The organism is Phenylobacterium sp. (assembly GCF_044372605.1).
Classification (GTDB): domain Bacteria; phylum Pseudomonadota; class Alphaproteobacteria; order Caulobacterales; family Caulobacteraceae; genus Phenylobacterium.
This window is the reverse complement of the sequence record NZ_JBILRO010000046.1, coordinates 1-16,697: the sequence shown is the minus strand read 5'-3', so window position 1 is coordinate 16,697 and position 16,697 is coordinate 1. Positions and strand designations below refer to the sequence as shown.

Genomic DNA, 16,697 nt, shown 5'->3' with positions numbered 1-16,697 from the left:
AAATTTATGTGGGTCGGAGTTGTTGTAATCGGGGCGATCGGTGGGGCTTTGTCGAACAGATTTTCGACAACGCCAAACAGCTCAGCATTACGTCCCATCCCAGTGAATCTCCAGGTCAGTCCGAGATCAAAGTATGTGACTGAAGGAACGTTGTTGTCCGCGATATCCGCCGGGCCCCATTCATTTCGGAGCACGCCCTCGCCGATGTGCCGTGCACTGAGGGTGCCTTGGAATGGGCCTTGCTCATAAGTCGCGGTCAGGAAGATCCGTAAATCCGGAACACCCGTGTCGTCGGCCAATGCACCAGCATAATCAAAGGTTTGTGTTCCAGCTCGGATGGTGCGGTTAAACACATAATTTGTGAGCGCCCGGATCGACAAATTGGCGTCCCAGCCGTCCATCAAGTCACTCAGATTGACGCGATAGCTGACCTCTAAATCAATCCCGCGTGTTTTCTCTGACTGTACATTCACCGGCTGCACGATGATCTGCGTGATGGCTCCTGTGGCATCCCGGATCACAGCATTGCAAAGTTCCGCCTCTCCGGCGAAGCAGCGTGTCAGTGTGGTCGTCGCCGGCAGGACCGAAATCGCATCTTGAATCTGGATGTCGTAATAGTCGATCGAGGCACTGAAGCCCGAGAACCACGATGGTCTATAGACCGCGCCGATCGAGTAGGTGTCGGCCTCTTCAGGCTTAAGCGCAAGGTTGCCCCTAAGGACCGAGATGAACGGTCCAGTCACATTGCGGAAGGGATCCAATATCTGGCCTGTATTACTGCCGCCTGACTGGAACAGTTCGTTCAGGTTAGGGGCTCGGATATCTAGCGAGCGCGTGCCGCGAATCTTAAGTTCGGAGCTGACGTCCCACGTTGCGCCCACCTTCCAGGTGACCACCGAACCGCTCTCGCTGTAGTCGGTGACCCGAACCGCGCCGTTGAGAACCAAGCGATCAATCAGCGGCAGATCGTATAGGATTGGGGCGACGAACTCCAAGTAGCCTTCAGACACATCGACCTCTCCGCCAGATGGCTTGAAGTTTCCGGTCCACCAGCCATTGACGAGCGAAATAGGGTCTGCGTCCGCGTCGTATTTTGACTTCCTGTACTCGAGACCAGCGGCAACGGATACAGGCTCTCGCCAAGACGAAAATAGCTCTCCATTGACGTTAATGGCCGCGACATGCTGTGTAATGTCGACATTTTGAATGGCGGACCCCAGTACGTAGGCGCGCGCCTCAGGTGCGAATGAGCCAGACCCGAATATATTCAGTGGCACGCAGCCGTTGGTGGGGCTCGTCAATGTGGATCTACAAACAATTTGTCCGTTCGCAGGATTCCTGACCGCATCAATGGCCAAGTTATAGTTAGCGATATTGGCGTTGTTTATGGATCGATTGACAAACTGATTGTCGCCGTACTGATAATAGGCGTTCCAGCGCCAATCAGAGAACACGGTTCCATCAATGCCGACGGTTGTCCGAAAAAGCTTTGCAGTCAAATGAGTAACGGCAGAGCCTAGATCTTCGTTGATCCGACCCATGGTGAACGTGGCCTGGTTGGCCGCGATCAGCCTGGATCTTGTGGTGGGGTCCAGGAATGCATTGTCAGAGCGGATCGTGATGTTGCCGAATCGATTGTAGGCGACGTTCCGCGCGAATACGCTTTGGTCCGCATAGTTCGCCTCGGCGAAGACGCGAATGTCCGGACTGAGATCATAACCTATGCGTCCGAAAAGGTTGTAGAGCTTGACGTCGTTCTGGATTTGCAGGCGCCGGGCGCTATCCTCTGCGGTTCCACCGGCCGATTGAAGGCCTGACGTGAAACCGAAATTGAACGGGGCCGGTACGCCGCCGGGGCCGAACTGGGTTCCGCGCAGCGGGCCGGCCACGATGAGCCCGCCCTCTGTGGCGTTTGATATTCCGACATTCGGCAGGACGACGAGCCTCGGTTGGCCGTTCCCGGCCACGAACGCCGGATTGGCGATCACCTTGTGGCCCTGATACCAGCTCCGTGATCCGACAGGTCCGGCGACCCCCAAATTGATGTACTCGCCACTTAGGGCTAGGTGCCCGCGACCATCGGCGAACTGCCGGCCGAACGCTATCTCGACGTTGCGGCTCGGCGCATCACCCTCTTCGGATACACCGGCCTGAAGACTTCCTCGGACGCCCTGGAAGTCCTTGTTCAGCACAAAGTTCACCACCCCGGCGACCGCGTCGGAGCCCCATGCCGCAGAGGCGCCTCCAGTGACCACATCTACGCGTTGGACAAGAGCCGTCGGGATCAGGTTGATGTTGACCAGCCCGGTAATAGTCGATGGCGGCAGGCGGCGACCGTCGAGAAGGATGAGTGTTCGGGTCGGGCCGAGGGATCGCGTGTTGAGGTAGTTGCCGCCGGAGACAATCCCGTTCGCCCCAACGGAACTACGCGGCGTGACCGATCCTGAGAAGACCGGAAGCCGATTGACGTAGTCGGCGATACTTGCCGGCGCCAGCTTATTTATGTCCTCAATGGCCGCGACGGTCGTAGGTGTTGGCGCATCGAAGCCCTCGCGGACGATCCGAGTTCCCGTGACCTGCACTTCTGAGACTTCGGTCTCGGTCGCCGGTCGCGCAGCCTGCGCGTATGCGCCCTGAGCGATCAAGAGGGCCGACACACACGCGCCAGCCATGATATGCCCCCTGCGATTTCTCAGCGCTCGCGACATGTCTTCAGCACCCATTCGCCACCCTCGAATACGAAAAACTATGATTCATGCTACCGAACGCTACGCAGACCATTGTTCCGAGAAGCGGGCGGAATATGCCAGCTTTGTGAACGATATTCGCAGTTGCCCCGAAAATTGGCCCGGCATCCTTGCGTCCAGAACGCCTCCGAAATGAATATGATGGCGTTCGCTTGCGGGATCTCTCCACTGCGGCCCCTTGGAGGCTGCCCGGATTCGTCTGTCTGCCAGGGGCGCATTTCACGTTGAATACGATCATCGGTTAGGCAGCAATAGATCCATTTTTTCGCAAGTATCAACTAGCGATGCATCTTGTTTGATAGATTTAAGGCACATCAATGTTGTCGACCTCTGGACCCCTGGCATCAATGAAATGTTGTACCTTAGAATATTATCGAGCTGAGAAACGTCCCGACAAATTATACGCATAATATAATCTGCCTCACCGGCGGTCGTGAAACATTCTACGACTGCTGGATTTGACATTACTGACTTCTCGAATGAATCGCGTTTCGAAAAATCGATCATTATACTGACGTACGCCGTGAGTTTTAGGCCGATTAGTGCGGGATCTATGACGGCCCTGTAGTTCCTGATCACACCTGTCTCTTCGAGTGTTTGGACACGTGACCAGACGGACGTCTTTGACATGCCCGAAAGCTCTGCGAGGGTCGCGAACGACTGTCGCCCGTTCTTCTCGAGAGCGGCCAGCAATCCAAGGTCAACTCGATCCATCGCCAGCCCTCAAGAGCCGGCGCCGCTGCGCAGCGCCTGACGAGCCCCATTCAGAATGTTGGCTGCCAAAGCTGTCAATGGGCGGAACATCGTTTGGCGTTTGGTCCGAAAGTCGAACCGTTTTGGGAACAATGATCCGCCCGCTTCAGCGCAAAAATCGGGCATGGAAGATGATCGCGACCTATCGCCGGACCCTGCGGGGGCCAATCTGTCGTACTCGAGCTATTTGCGCCTCGACCAGCTGCTCGCCTGTCAGTCGCCACTCTCCCCCTCCCACGAAGAGCCACTTTTCATCGCGATCCATCAAACATCCGAGCTTTGGCTCAAATTGTGCCTCCATGAACTAGAGGCGGCGCGATCATCTCTAATGATCGACGAGGTACATTTAGCAAATAGAATGATATCGCGTGTATCAAAGATATTCGAACTGCTTAACAATAGCTGGGATGTACTAACAACGCTAACAGTTGTTGACTACGTTAAAATTAGACCGTACCTAGGTAATAGTTCGGGACTTCAATCTATACAATATAGACTTATCGAATCGATTATGGGTAATAAAAACATAGACGAACGGCACACAAATAAACTGAATCAGAATGAAAAGCACTCTTTGTTTGAGTCAATGTCTAAATCCACAATATACGATGAGTCACTAAAACTTTTAAGTCGACGTGGATTGTCTATTCCCAAAATCGTCTTAGATCGAGACCCATTTTACAATCATGAACCGTCTGAAGACGTAGAGTTAGCATGGAAAGCGGTTTATAAATCGTCTGACAAATATCGAGATTGTTATTTGATCGCCGAAACATTATCTGAACTGGAATATCGTGTACATTTGTGGCGCATAGGTCACCTGAAAACCATTGAACGTATTATCGGAAACAAGATGGGAACAGGAGGTACGTCCGGGGTGTCCTATCTTGCCAATGTGACAAAGCACGTTTTTTTTCCCGAGATTGCAAGCGTTAGGGGACTCTTGTGATGTCGGTCGCCGGCCGTCTTTGGGACATTTCGCAGGATCTTTCCGAGTCTACGCCAGTTTGGCCAGGCGATACGGCGTTCAGCGCCAAGCGGTCGTGGGCGATGGGGGCGGACAGTCCCGTCAATGTCTCCCAGTTCACGCTCTCGACCCATGCCGGAACGCACGCCGACGCGCCATTCCACTATGACCCTGTTGGGGCACGCGTGGGCGCTCTGGATCTTGCCCCCTACATTGGGCCCGCGCGCGTTGTCGACCTGCGTGGTCCGCACAGGCTGGTGACGGCAGAGATGATCGCAGCGGCGCTTACCCCGTCGGTGGAGAGAATCCTACTGAGGACCTACGATGCATTCCCGCGCAACTCGTGGAGTGCGGATTTCACCGCGATCTCGCCGGACGCTGTCGAACTGATGGCTGCGCACGGCGTTCGGCTCCTTGGGGTGGATGCGCCATCCCTCGACCCCCAGGACTCCAAGACGATGGATGCGCACCTGGCGGTCCGCGACGCCGACATACGTGTGCTGGAAGGGTTGATATTGGATCAGGTTCCGGCCGGCGACTATGAACTCATCGCTCTGCCCCTCAAACTCACCAATCTTGACGCCTCGCCCGTCAGGGCCGTGCTCCGGGAGTTCCGAGGCTAGGCGCGAGGATGTTGTCAGGTCTTGTTAGGCCACCTGCACCACGGCCATTCGGCCGTGATAAAACGTCTTCGCTGGCCCGCCATCCCGAGCCCAGTAACTCGTTCCGCTGGTTCGACTCGTGGCCTGAGGTGATCCAGATGGTGGTGATGCTGTACGTGCGTTTCCCGCTTTCACTGCGGAATGTCGAAGACCTAGCCTTCGAGCGCGGCATCGACATCTGCCACGAAACCGTGCGGCTTTGGATGAACCGGTTCGGCCCGATGTTCGCCTCGAAGATCCGCTCGCAGCGGGTCTAGACCATGCGCCAGAACACCCAATGGCGATGACATCTGGACGAGGTCTTCGTGCGCGCAACCGGCGAGCGCCGCAACCTCTGGCGCGCCGTCGATCACGAGGGCGAGGTGCTGGAGTCCTTTGTCACCACGACCCGCGACAAGACCGCGGCGCTGAAATTCATCAAGAAGGCGCTGAAACGTCACGGTCGGACGGGCGCCGTCGTGACCGATGGACTGCGGTCCTACCGCGCCGCGTTGAAGGCGATTGGCGCCATCAGCCGTCAGGAGATCGGACGTTGGTTGAACAACCGCGCTGAGAACTCCCACCTCCCCCTCCGACGACGGGAACGGGCCATGGGGCGCTTTAGCAGGATGAAGACGCTCCAGAAGTTCGCCGCCGTACACGGCACGGTCCAATACCACTTCAATCAGGAACGCCACCTCATCAGCCGAGACCTCTACCGCCAAAGACGCTCAGCCGCCCTGGCTGAGTGGCGCGCGGTCATGGGTTAGAGCAACCCCGGGGTCGGCGGGATTGCGCCAAACTGGAGACCGGTTGCAGTTGGACTGACAGCACCGCGCGGCAAGCTAGACCCACCGCCGTCGTAGCCAAATCACCGGTCCGCTGATCACCAGCAGGATTGCCAGGCCCGCAAACAGATCGTTCAGCCACTTGAATTGCTCGTGGAAGATAACGCCGGTATGGATATCGGCGAAAAACAGAAACAGCGTCGTTCCGGATACGGCATGCTTGAAGGGGATCTTCGCATCAGCATAGGGCGCGGCATGGTCGTCGGCGACGTAGATCGCCTTGCTGTTCTTGACCATCCAGCGGTCACCCTGGCGCGTGGCGCTGGTGAGGGATGTCGACGGTCCACTGAGTGGTTCCCACCTGTCCGTGCCGGCAATCTGAACGAGACTCTTGCCGCCCCCGCGGCCCACGAACACGCGATCGTCGACCCGGAAGATGTTGGCGCCGGCCATCCCAGATGGGTCGGGCAGCGACGGCTCTGTACGCCACGTCCGGCCATTGTCCCGCGACTCCAGAACGCCGAAACGCGACACGATGGAGAGTCGTCCAGCTTGATTGGGCCAGGCCACAATGCCGTCGATCTCGTGGTTCAGGGTGTGTCCCTGATAAGCCGGAGTCAGTGAAGCCCGTGAAACCTCCCAGCCCTTGGTTGCGTCGATGAAGCCGTAGATGTGATTGAGGGGAATAGCGGTTACGGCCAGGTAGAGGATCGGCAGCGCGGCGGCCAGGCCAACAAGGGGTCCATGCGACCGGAACAGCCACTTCAGGGCACCGCGACGCGCGCCGAGCGACAGTCCCATCGACTTTCCGTTTCGCTTGACCGCCCAGTAGGACAGTCCGGTGAGAGACAGGATAACCAGGCAAACGCCGCCGAAATCGTTCAACCAGATCGACGCCTCTCCGGCCAGCAGGCCGCGGCCAAAGTGTATCTCGCGGACAAAGGTATTGAACGCCACCGCCCCGCCCAGCCCTTCGACCCGGTCCCCGCGCACAATCGGCGTCACCGCGCCGGTCGCCTTTTCGATCGTCAGCAGTTCGGTGTGATCTCGTACGACCACGACGGTTCGGTCGTCGTGTCCGGGACTGATGGAGGTCAGATGATCGCCTCGCAGCGCAAGGGGCCGCGCCGTCGCGCCGGTCGGGTCCAGGGTCCATAGACCGTCATCGGTGGCAAGCATGACCCCGGCGAAGGTTGCTTTGGCCGTACCTGCGGTTCCGAAAAGTTGGGGCTGATGCTTGATGCCCAGGAATCCGACCTTGGTCCAGGTCTGCCCCCTGTCGGAACTCAGCCATGTGCCCCGTTCAGAACCGCCGACAATCGCCGTCGGTGTCGCCACGACATGGCGCATGACCGTGCCGGGAACCAGTCGATTGATCCGGTCGGAGGTCCAGCTTGTCGGAACACTGTTCTGACTCAGCCAGCGCCACTCGTGATGGTCCAGCAAGACGCCCGTGACGCCCAGAACCAGTAACCAGGCCGCCGCGACGAGCCCCGCGTACTTGTGGACGGTCCAGAAGATTCGATGGGTGTGGACGTCGACCATGACCTGCCGGGCCCCCGCAGTTGTCCGGACAACCTAGGGAGTCCGTTGAACCGATGTCAATCGAGCCTGTTTGGAGCCCCGGCAGGCTGATCAAACGGCGTGACTTGATTTGTCCGGACAATTCGGAGACAGTTCTGTGCAAGAAGCTGGCATGTCACGCATGCTCTCCGGGGAAAGATGATCATGAAAAAATCCATCGGTGCGTCGCTCGCGCTCCTGTTTCTCAGCGCCGCCACCTCGGCCTACGCCCAGACCGCGCCCGCCAGCGGCGCTGAGGCTGCCGACAGCACTGTCGATGAGATCCTGGTCACCGCCCGCAAGCGCGATGAGCGGCTGCAGGATGTCCCGCTGACGATTTCGGTGGTGAACGGCGACGCCATTGCGCGCGCCAACCTGGTCAATGTTTCCGACCTGGCCGCCCAGACGCCAGGGTTCTCGTTCCGACAGGGCTTCGGCCGCACCGGCGGCGGCGGCGGCGCGGGCGTGCGGCCCTCGGTGCGAGGCATGTCCTCGATCGTGGGTGCGCCCAATGCGGCCTTCTTCGTCGATGGAGTCTACGTCTCCGACAATATCTCCAGCTATCAGCTCGACAATCTTGAGCGCGTGGAAGTGATCAAGGGACCGCAGTCGGCCCTGTTCGGCCGCGGCACCTTCGCCGGCGCCATCAGCTATGTCACGCGCAAGCCGACCAATGAGGTGGCAGGCCGGGTCAGGGTGAACCTCGGTCAGTATGACAGCGGCGAGATTTCCGGCTTCATCTCCGGCCCGATCGTCAAGGACATGCTCCTCGTTGAATTGAACGCCCGCCACTATGAGTTCGGCGGCGACTATATCAACGCCGATAGCGGCAAGCGCGACCTTGGCGCCCAGCGCAGCAACAACTTTGGCGGGCGAGTGCTGTTCACGCCCTTTGAAAACCTCGAGATCGTGGGCACGCTGGGCTACAGCAAGGATCGCGATAAAGGCTATCTCTACAATTTCCAGGGCTCGGCCCTGAACAACTGCTTCCCGGCGCCACTGGTGACGCCGCAGGTGGGGCCATTCCCGCGGACAACGACCAATCGTCGCGGTTTCTATTGTGGCGAGGTGAAAACCCTCAAGAGCTACGCCTACAACAACGACGCCATCGAGGCGCTCGGCTACCACGGGCTTGATCGCGAATTCGTCCGCAGCAGCGTGTCGGTCAACTACGAAACCGACAACGGCTTCAGCCTGGCGTCGATCACGGCGTTCAATACGAACAAGAGCACGACCGGGCAGGACAATACCTTGCTCCCCAGCGCCAACCCCGCCTTCCTCATCGAACAGGTTCGCAACCGGGACTTCAGCCAGGAACTGCGGCTCATGTCGCCGCAAGACAAGAGAGTCCGCGGGCTGGTTGGCCTCTACTACTACAAGGAAAACAGAGGCGAAGGCTTCCAGGTCAGCAACACCAACACCAACGTGCGCCCCATCGACTATGCGGACGGTGTTCGAAGCCGTTCGGTGTTCGCGATGATCGAGGGCGACCTCACGGACTCGATAACCTTGAGCGCCGAGGGCCGCTATCAGAAAGAGAAGATCATCGGCTCAACCGGCGTGCTTGGCGCGCCGGGCCAGCCGGCGCCCCCGCCCATCGCCATACGGGAAGCAACATTTGATGCCTTCCTCCCCCGCGTTACCGCCAGCTGGCAGGTCAACCCTGACCTGACGCTGCACGTCTCGGCAGCCAAGGGCAACAAGCCCGGCGGGTTCAACGGCTACCCCGCCGACATCAGCGCTGCAGACGCCGCCTTCTTCAATTCCCAGGGATTCGATATCTTCGACGAAGAAACCGCCTGGAGCTATGAAGTTGGCGCCAAGGGCCGCATCGGGGGCTGGGTCAACTATTCGGTCGCGGCCTTCTATACGGACTGGAAGAAGCAGCAGCTTAGCCGCGGTGAAGCCTACACCCGTGTCGTGGGCACGCCGAACAGCGTGGTGATCATCCAGAACGCCGGCGAGTCCGAGATCAAAGGCTTTGAGTTCGATCTGTCCGGTCGACCCGTGGATTGGCTGTTCGTGCGCGCCGCCTACACCTACGTCGACGCGAAGTTCACCAAGTTCTTCGACGACACGACCCAGGAAATTTATGACACGGACGGTCGCGCGCCCTTCCTGCGAGGCGGTGTTCGCAATCCCCTGGACCTGGACTCCACCGATGGCGGTGATGTCAGCGGCAATCGCCTGCCCCAGACGCCGCAGCACCAGTTCGTTGTGACGGGCGAGATCAACAAGGCGATCAACGATGATCTGGAATTCACAGCCCGCGCCGACCTTTCCTATGAATCCAAGCGTTACAGCCAGGTCGATAATCTCAACTGGGCTGGCGACAGCTTCAACCTGAACGGCAGCGTCGGAATCCGCCGCGGCAACTGGGACTTTTCGGTGTTCGGTCGCAACCTGCTGGACGACAAGACGCCGCTTGTCGTCACGCGACTGCTTGACTTCAACAGGCTGCTGACCCGGGTAAACCCGCTGACCGGCGCCAACCAGACCACGTTCTTCCGCGACTTCTCCATCTCGGCGCCACGCAAGCGTCAGATCGGTGCGTCAGCCAGCTACAAGTTCTAGGATTATTCGAGCGGCCGGGCTTCGCCATCGCATTCGACGACAGCCCGGGCGGCGTGGAACCGCCGAGCCGACACAGTGGCCAGGTCACAACCTGGCCACTGTGTTCTGGCGTCAGCTTTTCTCCAGCTCGGTCAACTCATACCAGGTCTGCATATAGCCGCCGACGCCGCCCTGCAGCATGACCCCGTCGTTGTCATCGGTGATCCAGACGTCGTAAGGCGGATGGGCGCCGGCCATGCCGCTGGTCCCGTCATCGACGAACTGGAAGTGACGGGCCGCAAACGTCCCGGCGGCGACCGTGATCGTCTCGCGCTTGAGGAATACCACCCCGATGTTCACCTCGGCGATCATCGGCGGCGTGGCGCCGCGGTGATCCGGCGACGGAACCTTTACGCGGATGACGCGCACCTGGCCCGGCGTCGTCTCCAGACCAAGACCTGAAAGAAGATAGCCGTCTGCCACCACTGGATGCGTGCCCATGCCATCGATGGGTCCGTTGAGTTCCACGCGCTGTGAGAGCCGCCCGATGGACGGGCCGTAGGATTCACACTCCACGAAATCCGGCCCGAACCGGAACCACCCGGAACCCATGAACTGATCGCCCACGGTCAGCCTTACGTGGCAGTCCATCGGCTTGCCGTGCTCGTCCAGGGAATAGACGATGTCGCGCATTACGGAAGGATCCGGTTCCTCAATACAGCAATGAGCCCGCAGCGTGGTCTTGCCGTCCGAGTGATGGGTGAAGGTGAAGTGCTCAATGCCCCGTGGGCGGCCGAGCATCTCCGGCTTCCTCGATGTATACCGGATCGTTCCCCGGACGGTTCTGTGCAGCACGTTTCAGCCCTTCGACAATTTGTCCGAACAAATCCTATAGCGACCGTCGCCACAACCCCGGACGTCGTGTGGGCGGTTCGGAATCATCCCGCCGCCTTGTCGCGGATCGCATCCGCACTCGCCCAGATCTTGCCGCCCAGATAGAGGCCAATCGAGGCCGTCGCTTCCAGCACCTCCATCGTCGCGTACATGCCGCTTGAGACATAGGGATCGCCTGACATCAGGGCTCGCGCGTCGGCCTCGTCGACGGCGCGGACCAGGAAATAGGATCCGATCAACGGCTGCGCCCCGGGATCGCGAAGAGGACCCGCCAGCACATATCTTCGCCAGTTGACCTCCACATGGCGCAGATGGCCGTCCAACTCTTCAGCGCGGGTGACGGCCGACCCGGGGCCGTCGCGGCACACGATCAGATAGAGTGGGCTGTCGTAACGTTCGACAGTGGGGGGATGATCGTTGGCTGCCATGCGCCCCTCTTGCCAGCGCCGCCGAAGCCAGCGCAAATGATCTAATCTTATACCATTAAGGGGCACGGTGATGGCTGAGGGCAAGGGCTATTCTGAGTTCAGGACCGGCTGGCCGGTCGTGCTCGCCTCGATGCTCGGCATCGGGCTGGGCCTGTCGCCTGTGCCCTTCTACACCATCGGCATGCTGGCGCCGGAGCTGGCGCGAGAGTTCGGCTGGGCGTTCGGCGACATCATGGCGGGCCTGCCGATCATGACCTTCGCCGTGCTGGTGGCCAGCCCTGCGGTCGGATTTCTGGCCGACCGGGTCGGCGTGCGCCCTATCGCCCTGATCTCGGTCCTCCTGTTCGGTGTCAGCTTTATGGCCTTTGCCGCCAACCCTGGCGACATCCGCTTCTTCTATGCCAACTGGGCGATCATGGCCGTGCTGGGGGCCGGCACCCTCCCGATCACCTGGACGCGGGCGGTCAACAACCGGTTTGAGGACCGCAAGGGCTTCGCCCTCGGGCTTTCGCTTCTGGGAACGGGCGTCTTCGGCTTTCTGGTGAAGCCGTTCACCGCCTTCATGATCGACGCCTACGGCTGGCGAGCGGCCTATATGGCGGTCGGCGCCCTGCCCCTGATCCTGGCGCTCCCGGTGGCTTACTTCGCCTTCCATGATGTCGGGGAGCGCAATCAGAGCGCCGCAGACCGGCGTGAGAGCGATACGATTCGGGCGGCCGCGACGCCCGGACTCACATTCTCCGAGACACTTAGAAATTGGCGATTCTGGGTGCTGGCGATCGCCTTTGTGCCAATCAGCTTCGGCGTTGGCGGGCCAATCCCCAACATGGAGAACATCGTCAAGACGGCCGGTTTCTCAGGTCCCGATATCGTCAGCCTGGTGTCCCTGATCGGCTTGTCCGTGATCGCCGGGCGGGTGGTCGGAGGCTGGCTGATCGATCGCTTCTGGGCGCCCGGCATCGCATTCCTGATGATTTGCGCGCCAGCTCTGGCCTGCTGGATGTTCGCCCATGGGGACCTGACCTACGCCACAGCCGCCGGATCGATCATCCTAATCGGCTTCGCCGCCGGCGTGGAATACGACCTGATGGCGTTCCTGGTGGCGCGATATTTTGGTCTCAAGAGCTATGGCGCCATCTATGGCAGTCTCTACGGTTTCTTTGCCTTAGGGGCCGGGATCGGTCCGGTCGTGTTCGGCCGAGCGTTTGATGCAGACGGCAACTATGACAGCCCCCTGATGCTGTCAGCAGGACTGCTGGTGCTGGGCGCAGTATTGCTTCTGCTGTTGGGTCGCTATCGGACATTCGGGTCGCCCGACGAGAGCAAGACCGCCTAGGTTTCCAGCGCCGCCGCCGCGAGCCACCGGTCGTGGGCCTTCAACAGGCCGACCGCGCGCCGGTGGATTTCCGACGGATTCAGGGTCTCAAAGGGCGACCTGGCGTTGGCGGGCAGGCGCGTATGCCAGGGCGCATACAGGCGTTCCCAGCGCGCGATCCGCCAGGCGCGGACCAGATGTGCGCCATCCCACTCGGGCGTCAGCGAGACCGATCCGAAGCCGGCCGCGGGAGGTGAGCCATAGCCGGGACCGATCGAACGGCCCCCGTGCGCGCGGCCCCGGGCTTCGAGCGCCCTGGCGATATGTCCGCCCAGACCTGCGCCCTCGGCGGCGACATCGCCAAGGCCGAGCGCGTCCATCGCCGCCGCGACGGAATCGATCCAGTCCTGAAGATCCGTGATCGGCGACACCCAGCCTTCGGCGGAATCACCATGGCCTGGCAGATCGAGGGTGACGACCATCTCCCCGTCCTGGATCGGCGCGGACATCCCGCCCGCCGCATGCAGGCGCAGGATCGGTCGACCGGCGCCGGTTGATGCGCGCCAGGCCAGCGCCTCGTCGCCCACCACAGCAAACCCTCGGTCCGAAAGCGCCGGCGCCGGCGGGGCCGTCACGCCGGGATGCGCCGCCAGATGCTCTGCGCAGGCCGCGTGGATTTCCGGCAACCCCGCGAAAGCCCGTCCCCGACCTGCCATCTCCGGCCGATCCAGATGCTCACGCAGCACGTCGAACTCGGTTGTGGCGATCAGCGCCGGCGCAGCCAGCCTCGGCAACCAATCGGTCAGCCGGAAGTCAAAGGCCGCCTGATAGACCGCGCGATAGGCGTCGCCGGCATCCAGCAGGTCCATGCAATTTGCGTGAACGCCCTTCTTGGGCGACACCGGATAGCCCATCCGCGCCTGAGGCGTGGGCGAACTCCAGGGGAAGAACACCACCTGCTCTTCCATCCGCGCCCAGAGCCAGGCCATGTGCGAGCCGTCCCAGTTCGGTTTGAACACGGGCAGGTAGTTGGCGGTGAAGTCGGTGCGCTCAGCCTCGGTCCAGGCCGGCAACCCTTCAAGCGCCACAGCCGCGGTGCGGTCCGGATAGAGCCCCGCAAACGCGCAGGCTGTCGCGGCCCCGGTGTGGAAGCCGTAGAGCCCGACCCGTTTCAGCCCGAGAACATCCGCCAACCCCGCCAGGTGTCGCGCATAGTCGGCGCTCGCTGGCCTCTCGCCCGGCAAGGGGTCGGATCGGCCAGCGCCCGGCGTGTCCGGCGCAATGGCGCAGAGCCCCCGCGCCGCACAGGCTTCCGCGATCGCAATCACCGCACGCGATGATTGGGGCGATCCGTGCAGCACAAACACCGCCGGCCCCTCGCCGAACCGGCGATAAAGGACCTGACGCCCTTCGACGACAGCGACGTGGCGGGTCCCGCTCATGCCGCTAGGCTTCCGCCATCCGGACAAGCGCCTTGCCGCGATTCTCACCGCGCATCAGCCGGGCGAACTGGTCCGGCGCGCTCATCACGCCCTCGCTCACATCGTCCACCGAAACCAGCTTGCCCTCGGCGATCCAGGGCCGCGCCATCGCCACCCATTCGTCCCAGCGTGGATAGAAATCATAGACCACCAGGCCCAGCATGGCGGCGCGCTTGCCGATGATGATGCCCAAAGGCATCTGCGCGGGCGGCGCATCGGCGTGGTAGTGCTCGGCCATTCCGCAAAGCACAACGCGACCGTAGACCTGCAAACGCTGCAGGGCCGGCATCAGGATCGACAGCCCGACATTCTCGAAGTGCACCGTGGGTCCCGGAGCCGTTGCGGCGGCAAAGGACTCGATCCAGTCCGGTTGCCGGTAGTCGACCGCCGCATCGAATGCGTAGACGTCGGTGAGCACTGCACACTTTTCGGGGCCGCCCGCAAGACCAACGGTGCGCGCGCCCAGGATGCGGGCGATCTGGCCGGCTGTGCCGCCCACCGGCCCCGCCGCCGCATCAACGCTGAAGATGTCGCCCGCACCGACCTTGGCCAGTTGCGTCACGCCCGCCCAGGCGGTCAGGCCGGGCATACCGAGCACCCCCAGGTGCGCCGCGGCGGGAAGATCACAAGAGACCCGCCGGGTTTCGGCGGCGGACATCAGGCCGACCTCGGTCCAGCCCATCTCGCCGACCACGCGCTCGCCGACGACGTAGGCGGGGTCACCCGATGCGATCACCTCGCCGACGCTGAACCCCGGCAGGCTCTCACCAGGCGCAGGGGCCGGCTCGCCCATGTGACGACCGCGCAGGCGCGAGCCGATATAGGGATCCAGGGACTGATAGAGACTGCGGACCAGCAACTGTCCGGACGCCACCTGGGGCGTCGATCGCTCGACAACCTCGAAGTCATCCGCCACTGGCGTCGCGGCTGGCGCGCGCCGCAGGACGACTTCCCGAACCTTACTCATAGGGCGACCACCTCAACCCGCGTCCCGTCCGGAGCACGCAGCACGCCGGCGCGGCGACCGCCGTAAACTGGCCCGGATCTCGGCGCGGGCGGCATGATCCAGTCGCCAGGAACAGCGTCGATGTCCGGATGCAGCAGGGTTGTCATCGCGATCCCGGGCGGCAGGGCCTCGGGATCGCCAGGGCGCGTCGTCGCCGCTGCGGGATACTGGTCGAACTCCAGGAAGCAGTCGCGCTCGTGGATGCCGGTGGCAAGTCGGTGCCGGGTGTCGGCGGGCAGACCGAAGGCGTTGTTGATCATCGAGTAGATGATCTCCATCTTACGGCCGTGCTGGATGCCAAGGGTGTCACGGAACCAGCGGGCCGACGCCTCCATGTCCGAACAGGCCAGCACCAGGATGAACAGCTTGTCGATCAGACTGTCGGCGCGCGGCAGGTCATAGTCGGGAAGGTCCGAGCGGATCTGGGTCAAATAGACGATCTCGCTGTCGGGCCCGCGCACCTGCATCGGGAAGATCGCCGGCAGGCCGTCCAGCTGTTTGGGCGGACCGATGATCTCGAAGGGCGACGTCTCCATGCGGGCGTTCACCGCCAGGGTATCCTGGACGCAGATCTCGATCGCCGCCCAGCCGTAGGTCTGCAACGGGCGATAGTCGGCCGGAACGTCGCCTTCGACAAAGCGAATGAACACTTCGGCGCCGGAGGCTGGCTGCAACACTGCGAACCGACGGCTTGCGCTGGCCGGCGCGCCCCAGGCGGCGGCAAGCTCAGCAGCAACCACCCCGGTCTCGACCACGCTGTAGTCCAGCCATTTGGCATATCGGTCGGCGGCGGCGGTGACGTCTGGCGTGGTGAGCGTTGCAGCGCGCAGCAGCTTCATGGCTTGTCCTCAGGCGTGATCCGCGAAATGGTATAAACTTATACCATTTGCTGTCGAGAGGCTCTGCATGCCCGCCTACATGATCGTGACCGCCAAGCTAAAGGACCGCGACGCCTTCATCGCCGGCTATGGCAAGGCCGCCGCCGAACTGCTGCCGAAATTCGGCGGCCGCTATGTGCTCCGCGGCCCCGGCGCCATGCTGCTGGAAGGCGACTTTGGCGACGGGGCCTCGATGGTGATCTCCGAATGGCCCGACAAGGCCGCGGCGCTCGCCTTCTGGAACAGTCCGGAATACGCCGCGGTGCGAAAGCTCCGCGACGGGACCGCGGAGGTGCAAGTCCTGCTGATCGAGGCGCCGGCGATCACATAGGTCAGCCTGGCACAATCTCCGCCAAAGCGGATAACAGCGCCTCGACCTGCGCCTCCGTCCCCACCGTGATTCGCAGATGGTCAGAGATCCGCGGCTTTGCGAAGTGGCGGACGATCACGGCGCGGTCGCGCAAGGCTGCGGCAAGGACGGCCCCCTCCCGGCTCGGATGGCGCGCGAAGACGAAGTTGGCCGACGAGGGCAGGACCTCGAAACCCAGCGCGATCAGCCCCTGCTCCAGCCGCGTCCGCCCCTCGATCACCCGCGCCCGGCTCTGCTGGAACCAGGCCTCATCCTCCAGCGAGGCGATCGCCCCGGCCTGGGCCAGTCGGCCCAGTGGGTAGGAGTTGAAGCT

Annotated in this window: 14 protein-coding genes and 1 pseudogene; 6 read left to right on the top strand and 9 right to left on the bottom strand. The window is 61.7% G+C overall.

The genetic code is table 11. The features are described from left to right. Together ACIQ42_RS06270 and ACIQ42_RS06265 are read right to left on the bottom strand one after the other, a co-directional pair. Positions 1-2,723 (bottom strand): TonB-dependent receptor plug domain-containing protein (locus tag ACIQ42_RS06270; protein WP_397421354.1); only part of this gene is annotated, 2,723 nt, incomplete at its 3' end. 258 nt (positions 2,724-2,981) lie between these two features. Beyond that, on the bottom strand, positions 2,982-3,461 hold the full coding sequence (locus ACIQ42_RS06265; protein WP_397421353.1) for an Lrp/AsnC family transcriptional regulator: 480 nt from the start codon (positions 3,459-3,461) through the stop codon (positions 2,982-2,984). A gap of 55 nt (positions 3,462-3,516) precedes the next feature. Between ACIQ42_RS06265 and ACIQ42_RS06260 the strand changes: the two genes are divergently transcribed. From ACIQ42_RS06260 to ACIQ42_RS06250, 3 genes and pseudogenes are all read left to right on the top strand, one after another. Beyond that, on the top strand, positions 3,517-4,449 hold the full coding sequence (locus ACIQ42_RS06260) for a tryptophan 2,3-dioxygenase (protein WP_397421352.1): 933 nt from the start codon (positions 3,517-3,519) through the stop codon (positions 4,447-4,449). Continuing rightward, on the top strand, positions 4,449-5,090 hold the full coding sequence (gene kynB, locus ACIQ42_RS06255) for an arylformamidase (protein ID WP_397421351.1): 642 nt from the start codon (positions 4,449-4,451) through the stop codon (positions 5,088-5,090). Before ACIQ42_RS06260 ends, kynB begins: the two co-directional genes overlap by 1 nt. 137 nt (positions 5,091-5,227) lie before the next feature. Further along, positions 5,228-5,878: pseudogene (locus tag ACIQ42_RS06250) on the top strand (IS6 family transposase). Between the two features lie 75 nt (positions 5,879-5,953). On the opposite strand, the gene ACIQ42_RS06245 reads toward ACIQ42_RS06250, so the two are convergent. Further along, complete coding sequence (locus tag ACIQ42_RS06245) at positions 5,954-7,441, bottom strand: PepSY domain-containing protein (protein ID WP_397421350.1); 1,488 nt, start codon at positions 7,439-7,441, stop codon at positions 5,954-5,956. A 183-nt stretch (positions 7,442-7,624) separates the two neighbouring features. On the opposite strand from ACIQ42_RS06245, the gene ACIQ42_RS06240 reads away from it, so the two are divergent. After that, on the top strand, positions 7,625-10,033 hold the full coding sequence (locus ACIQ42_RS06240) for a TonB-dependent receptor domain-containing protein (RefSeq protein ID WP_397421349.1): 2,409 nt from the start codon (positions 7,625-7,627) through the stop codon (positions 10,031-10,033). A 111-nt stretch (positions 10,034-10,144) separates the two neighbouring features. Here ACIQ42_RS06240 and ACIQ42_RS06235 read toward each other — a convergent pair whose 3' ends face one another. Together ACIQ42_RS06235 and ACIQ42_RS06230 are read right to left on the bottom strand one after the other, a co-directional pair. After that, positions 10,145-10,813, bottom strand: a complete 669-nt coding sequence (locus tag ACIQ42_RS06235; RefSeq protein WP_397421348.1) for a hypothetical protein — start codon at positions 10,811-10,813, stop codon at positions 10,145-10,147. A gap of 137 nt (positions 10,814-10,950) precedes the next feature. Further along, complete coding sequence (locus tag ACIQ42_RS06230; RefSeq protein WP_397421347.1) at positions 10,951-11,334, bottom strand: YciI family protein; 384 nt, start codon at positions 11,332-11,334, stop codon at positions 10,951-10,953. Positions 11,335-11,404: 70 nt separating this feature from the next. Between ACIQ42_RS06230 and ACIQ42_RS06225 the strand changes: the two genes are divergently transcribed. After that, positions 11,405-12,670 (top strand): MFS transporter, encoded by a 1,266-nt coding sequence (locus ACIQ42_RS06225; protein ID WP_397421346.1) that lies wholly within the window; start codon positions 11,405-11,407, stop codon positions 12,668-12,670. On the opposite strand, the gene ACIQ42_RS06220 is transcribed toward ACIQ42_RS06225, so the two are convergent. Genes ACIQ42_RS06220 through ACIQ42_RS06210 form a run of 3 tightly spaced genes read right to left on the bottom strand, consistent with a single transcriptional unit; the run spans position 12,667 to position 15,975 of the window. Continuing rightward, the gene (locus tag ACIQ42_RS06220; RefSeq protein ID WP_397421345.1) at positions 12,667-14,091 is read right to left on the bottom strand and encodes an alpha/beta fold hydrolase; all 1,425 of its coding nucleotides are present in this window, start codon (positions 14,089-14,091) and stop codon (positions 12,667-12,669) included. The genes ACIQ42_RS06225 and ACIQ42_RS06220 overlap by 4 nt on opposite strands. Before the next feature lie 4 nt (positions 14,092-14,095). Continuing rightward, entirely contained in the window at positions 14,096-15,097 is a 1,002-nt protein-coding gene (locus ACIQ42_RS06215) for a zinc-binding dehydrogenase (protein ID WP_397421344.1), read from the bottom strand. Next, entirely contained in the window at positions 15,094-15,975 is an 882-nt protein-coding gene (locus ACIQ42_RS06210; RefSeq protein ID WP_397421343.1) for a VOC family protein, read from the bottom strand. Before ACIQ42_RS06210 ends, ACIQ42_RS06215 begins: the two co-directional genes overlap by 4 nt. A gap of 67 nt (positions 15,976-16,042) precedes the next feature. Between ACIQ42_RS06210 and ACIQ42_RS06205 the strand changes: the two genes are divergently transcribed. Further along, positions 16,043-16,345 (top strand): DUF1330 domain-containing protein, encoded by a 303-nt coding sequence (locus ACIQ42_RS06205; RefSeq protein WP_397421341.1) that lies wholly within the window; start codon positions 16,043-16,045, stop codon positions 16,343-16,345. A gap of 1 nt (position 16,346) precedes the next feature. Here ACIQ42_RS06205 and ACIQ42_RS06200 read toward each other — a convergent pair. After that, positions 16,347-16,697: aminotransferase class I/II-fold pyridoxal phosphate-dependent enzyme (locus tag ACIQ42_RS06200; protein WP_397421340.1), on the bottom strand; the 351-nt coding region annotated here is incomplete at its 5' end.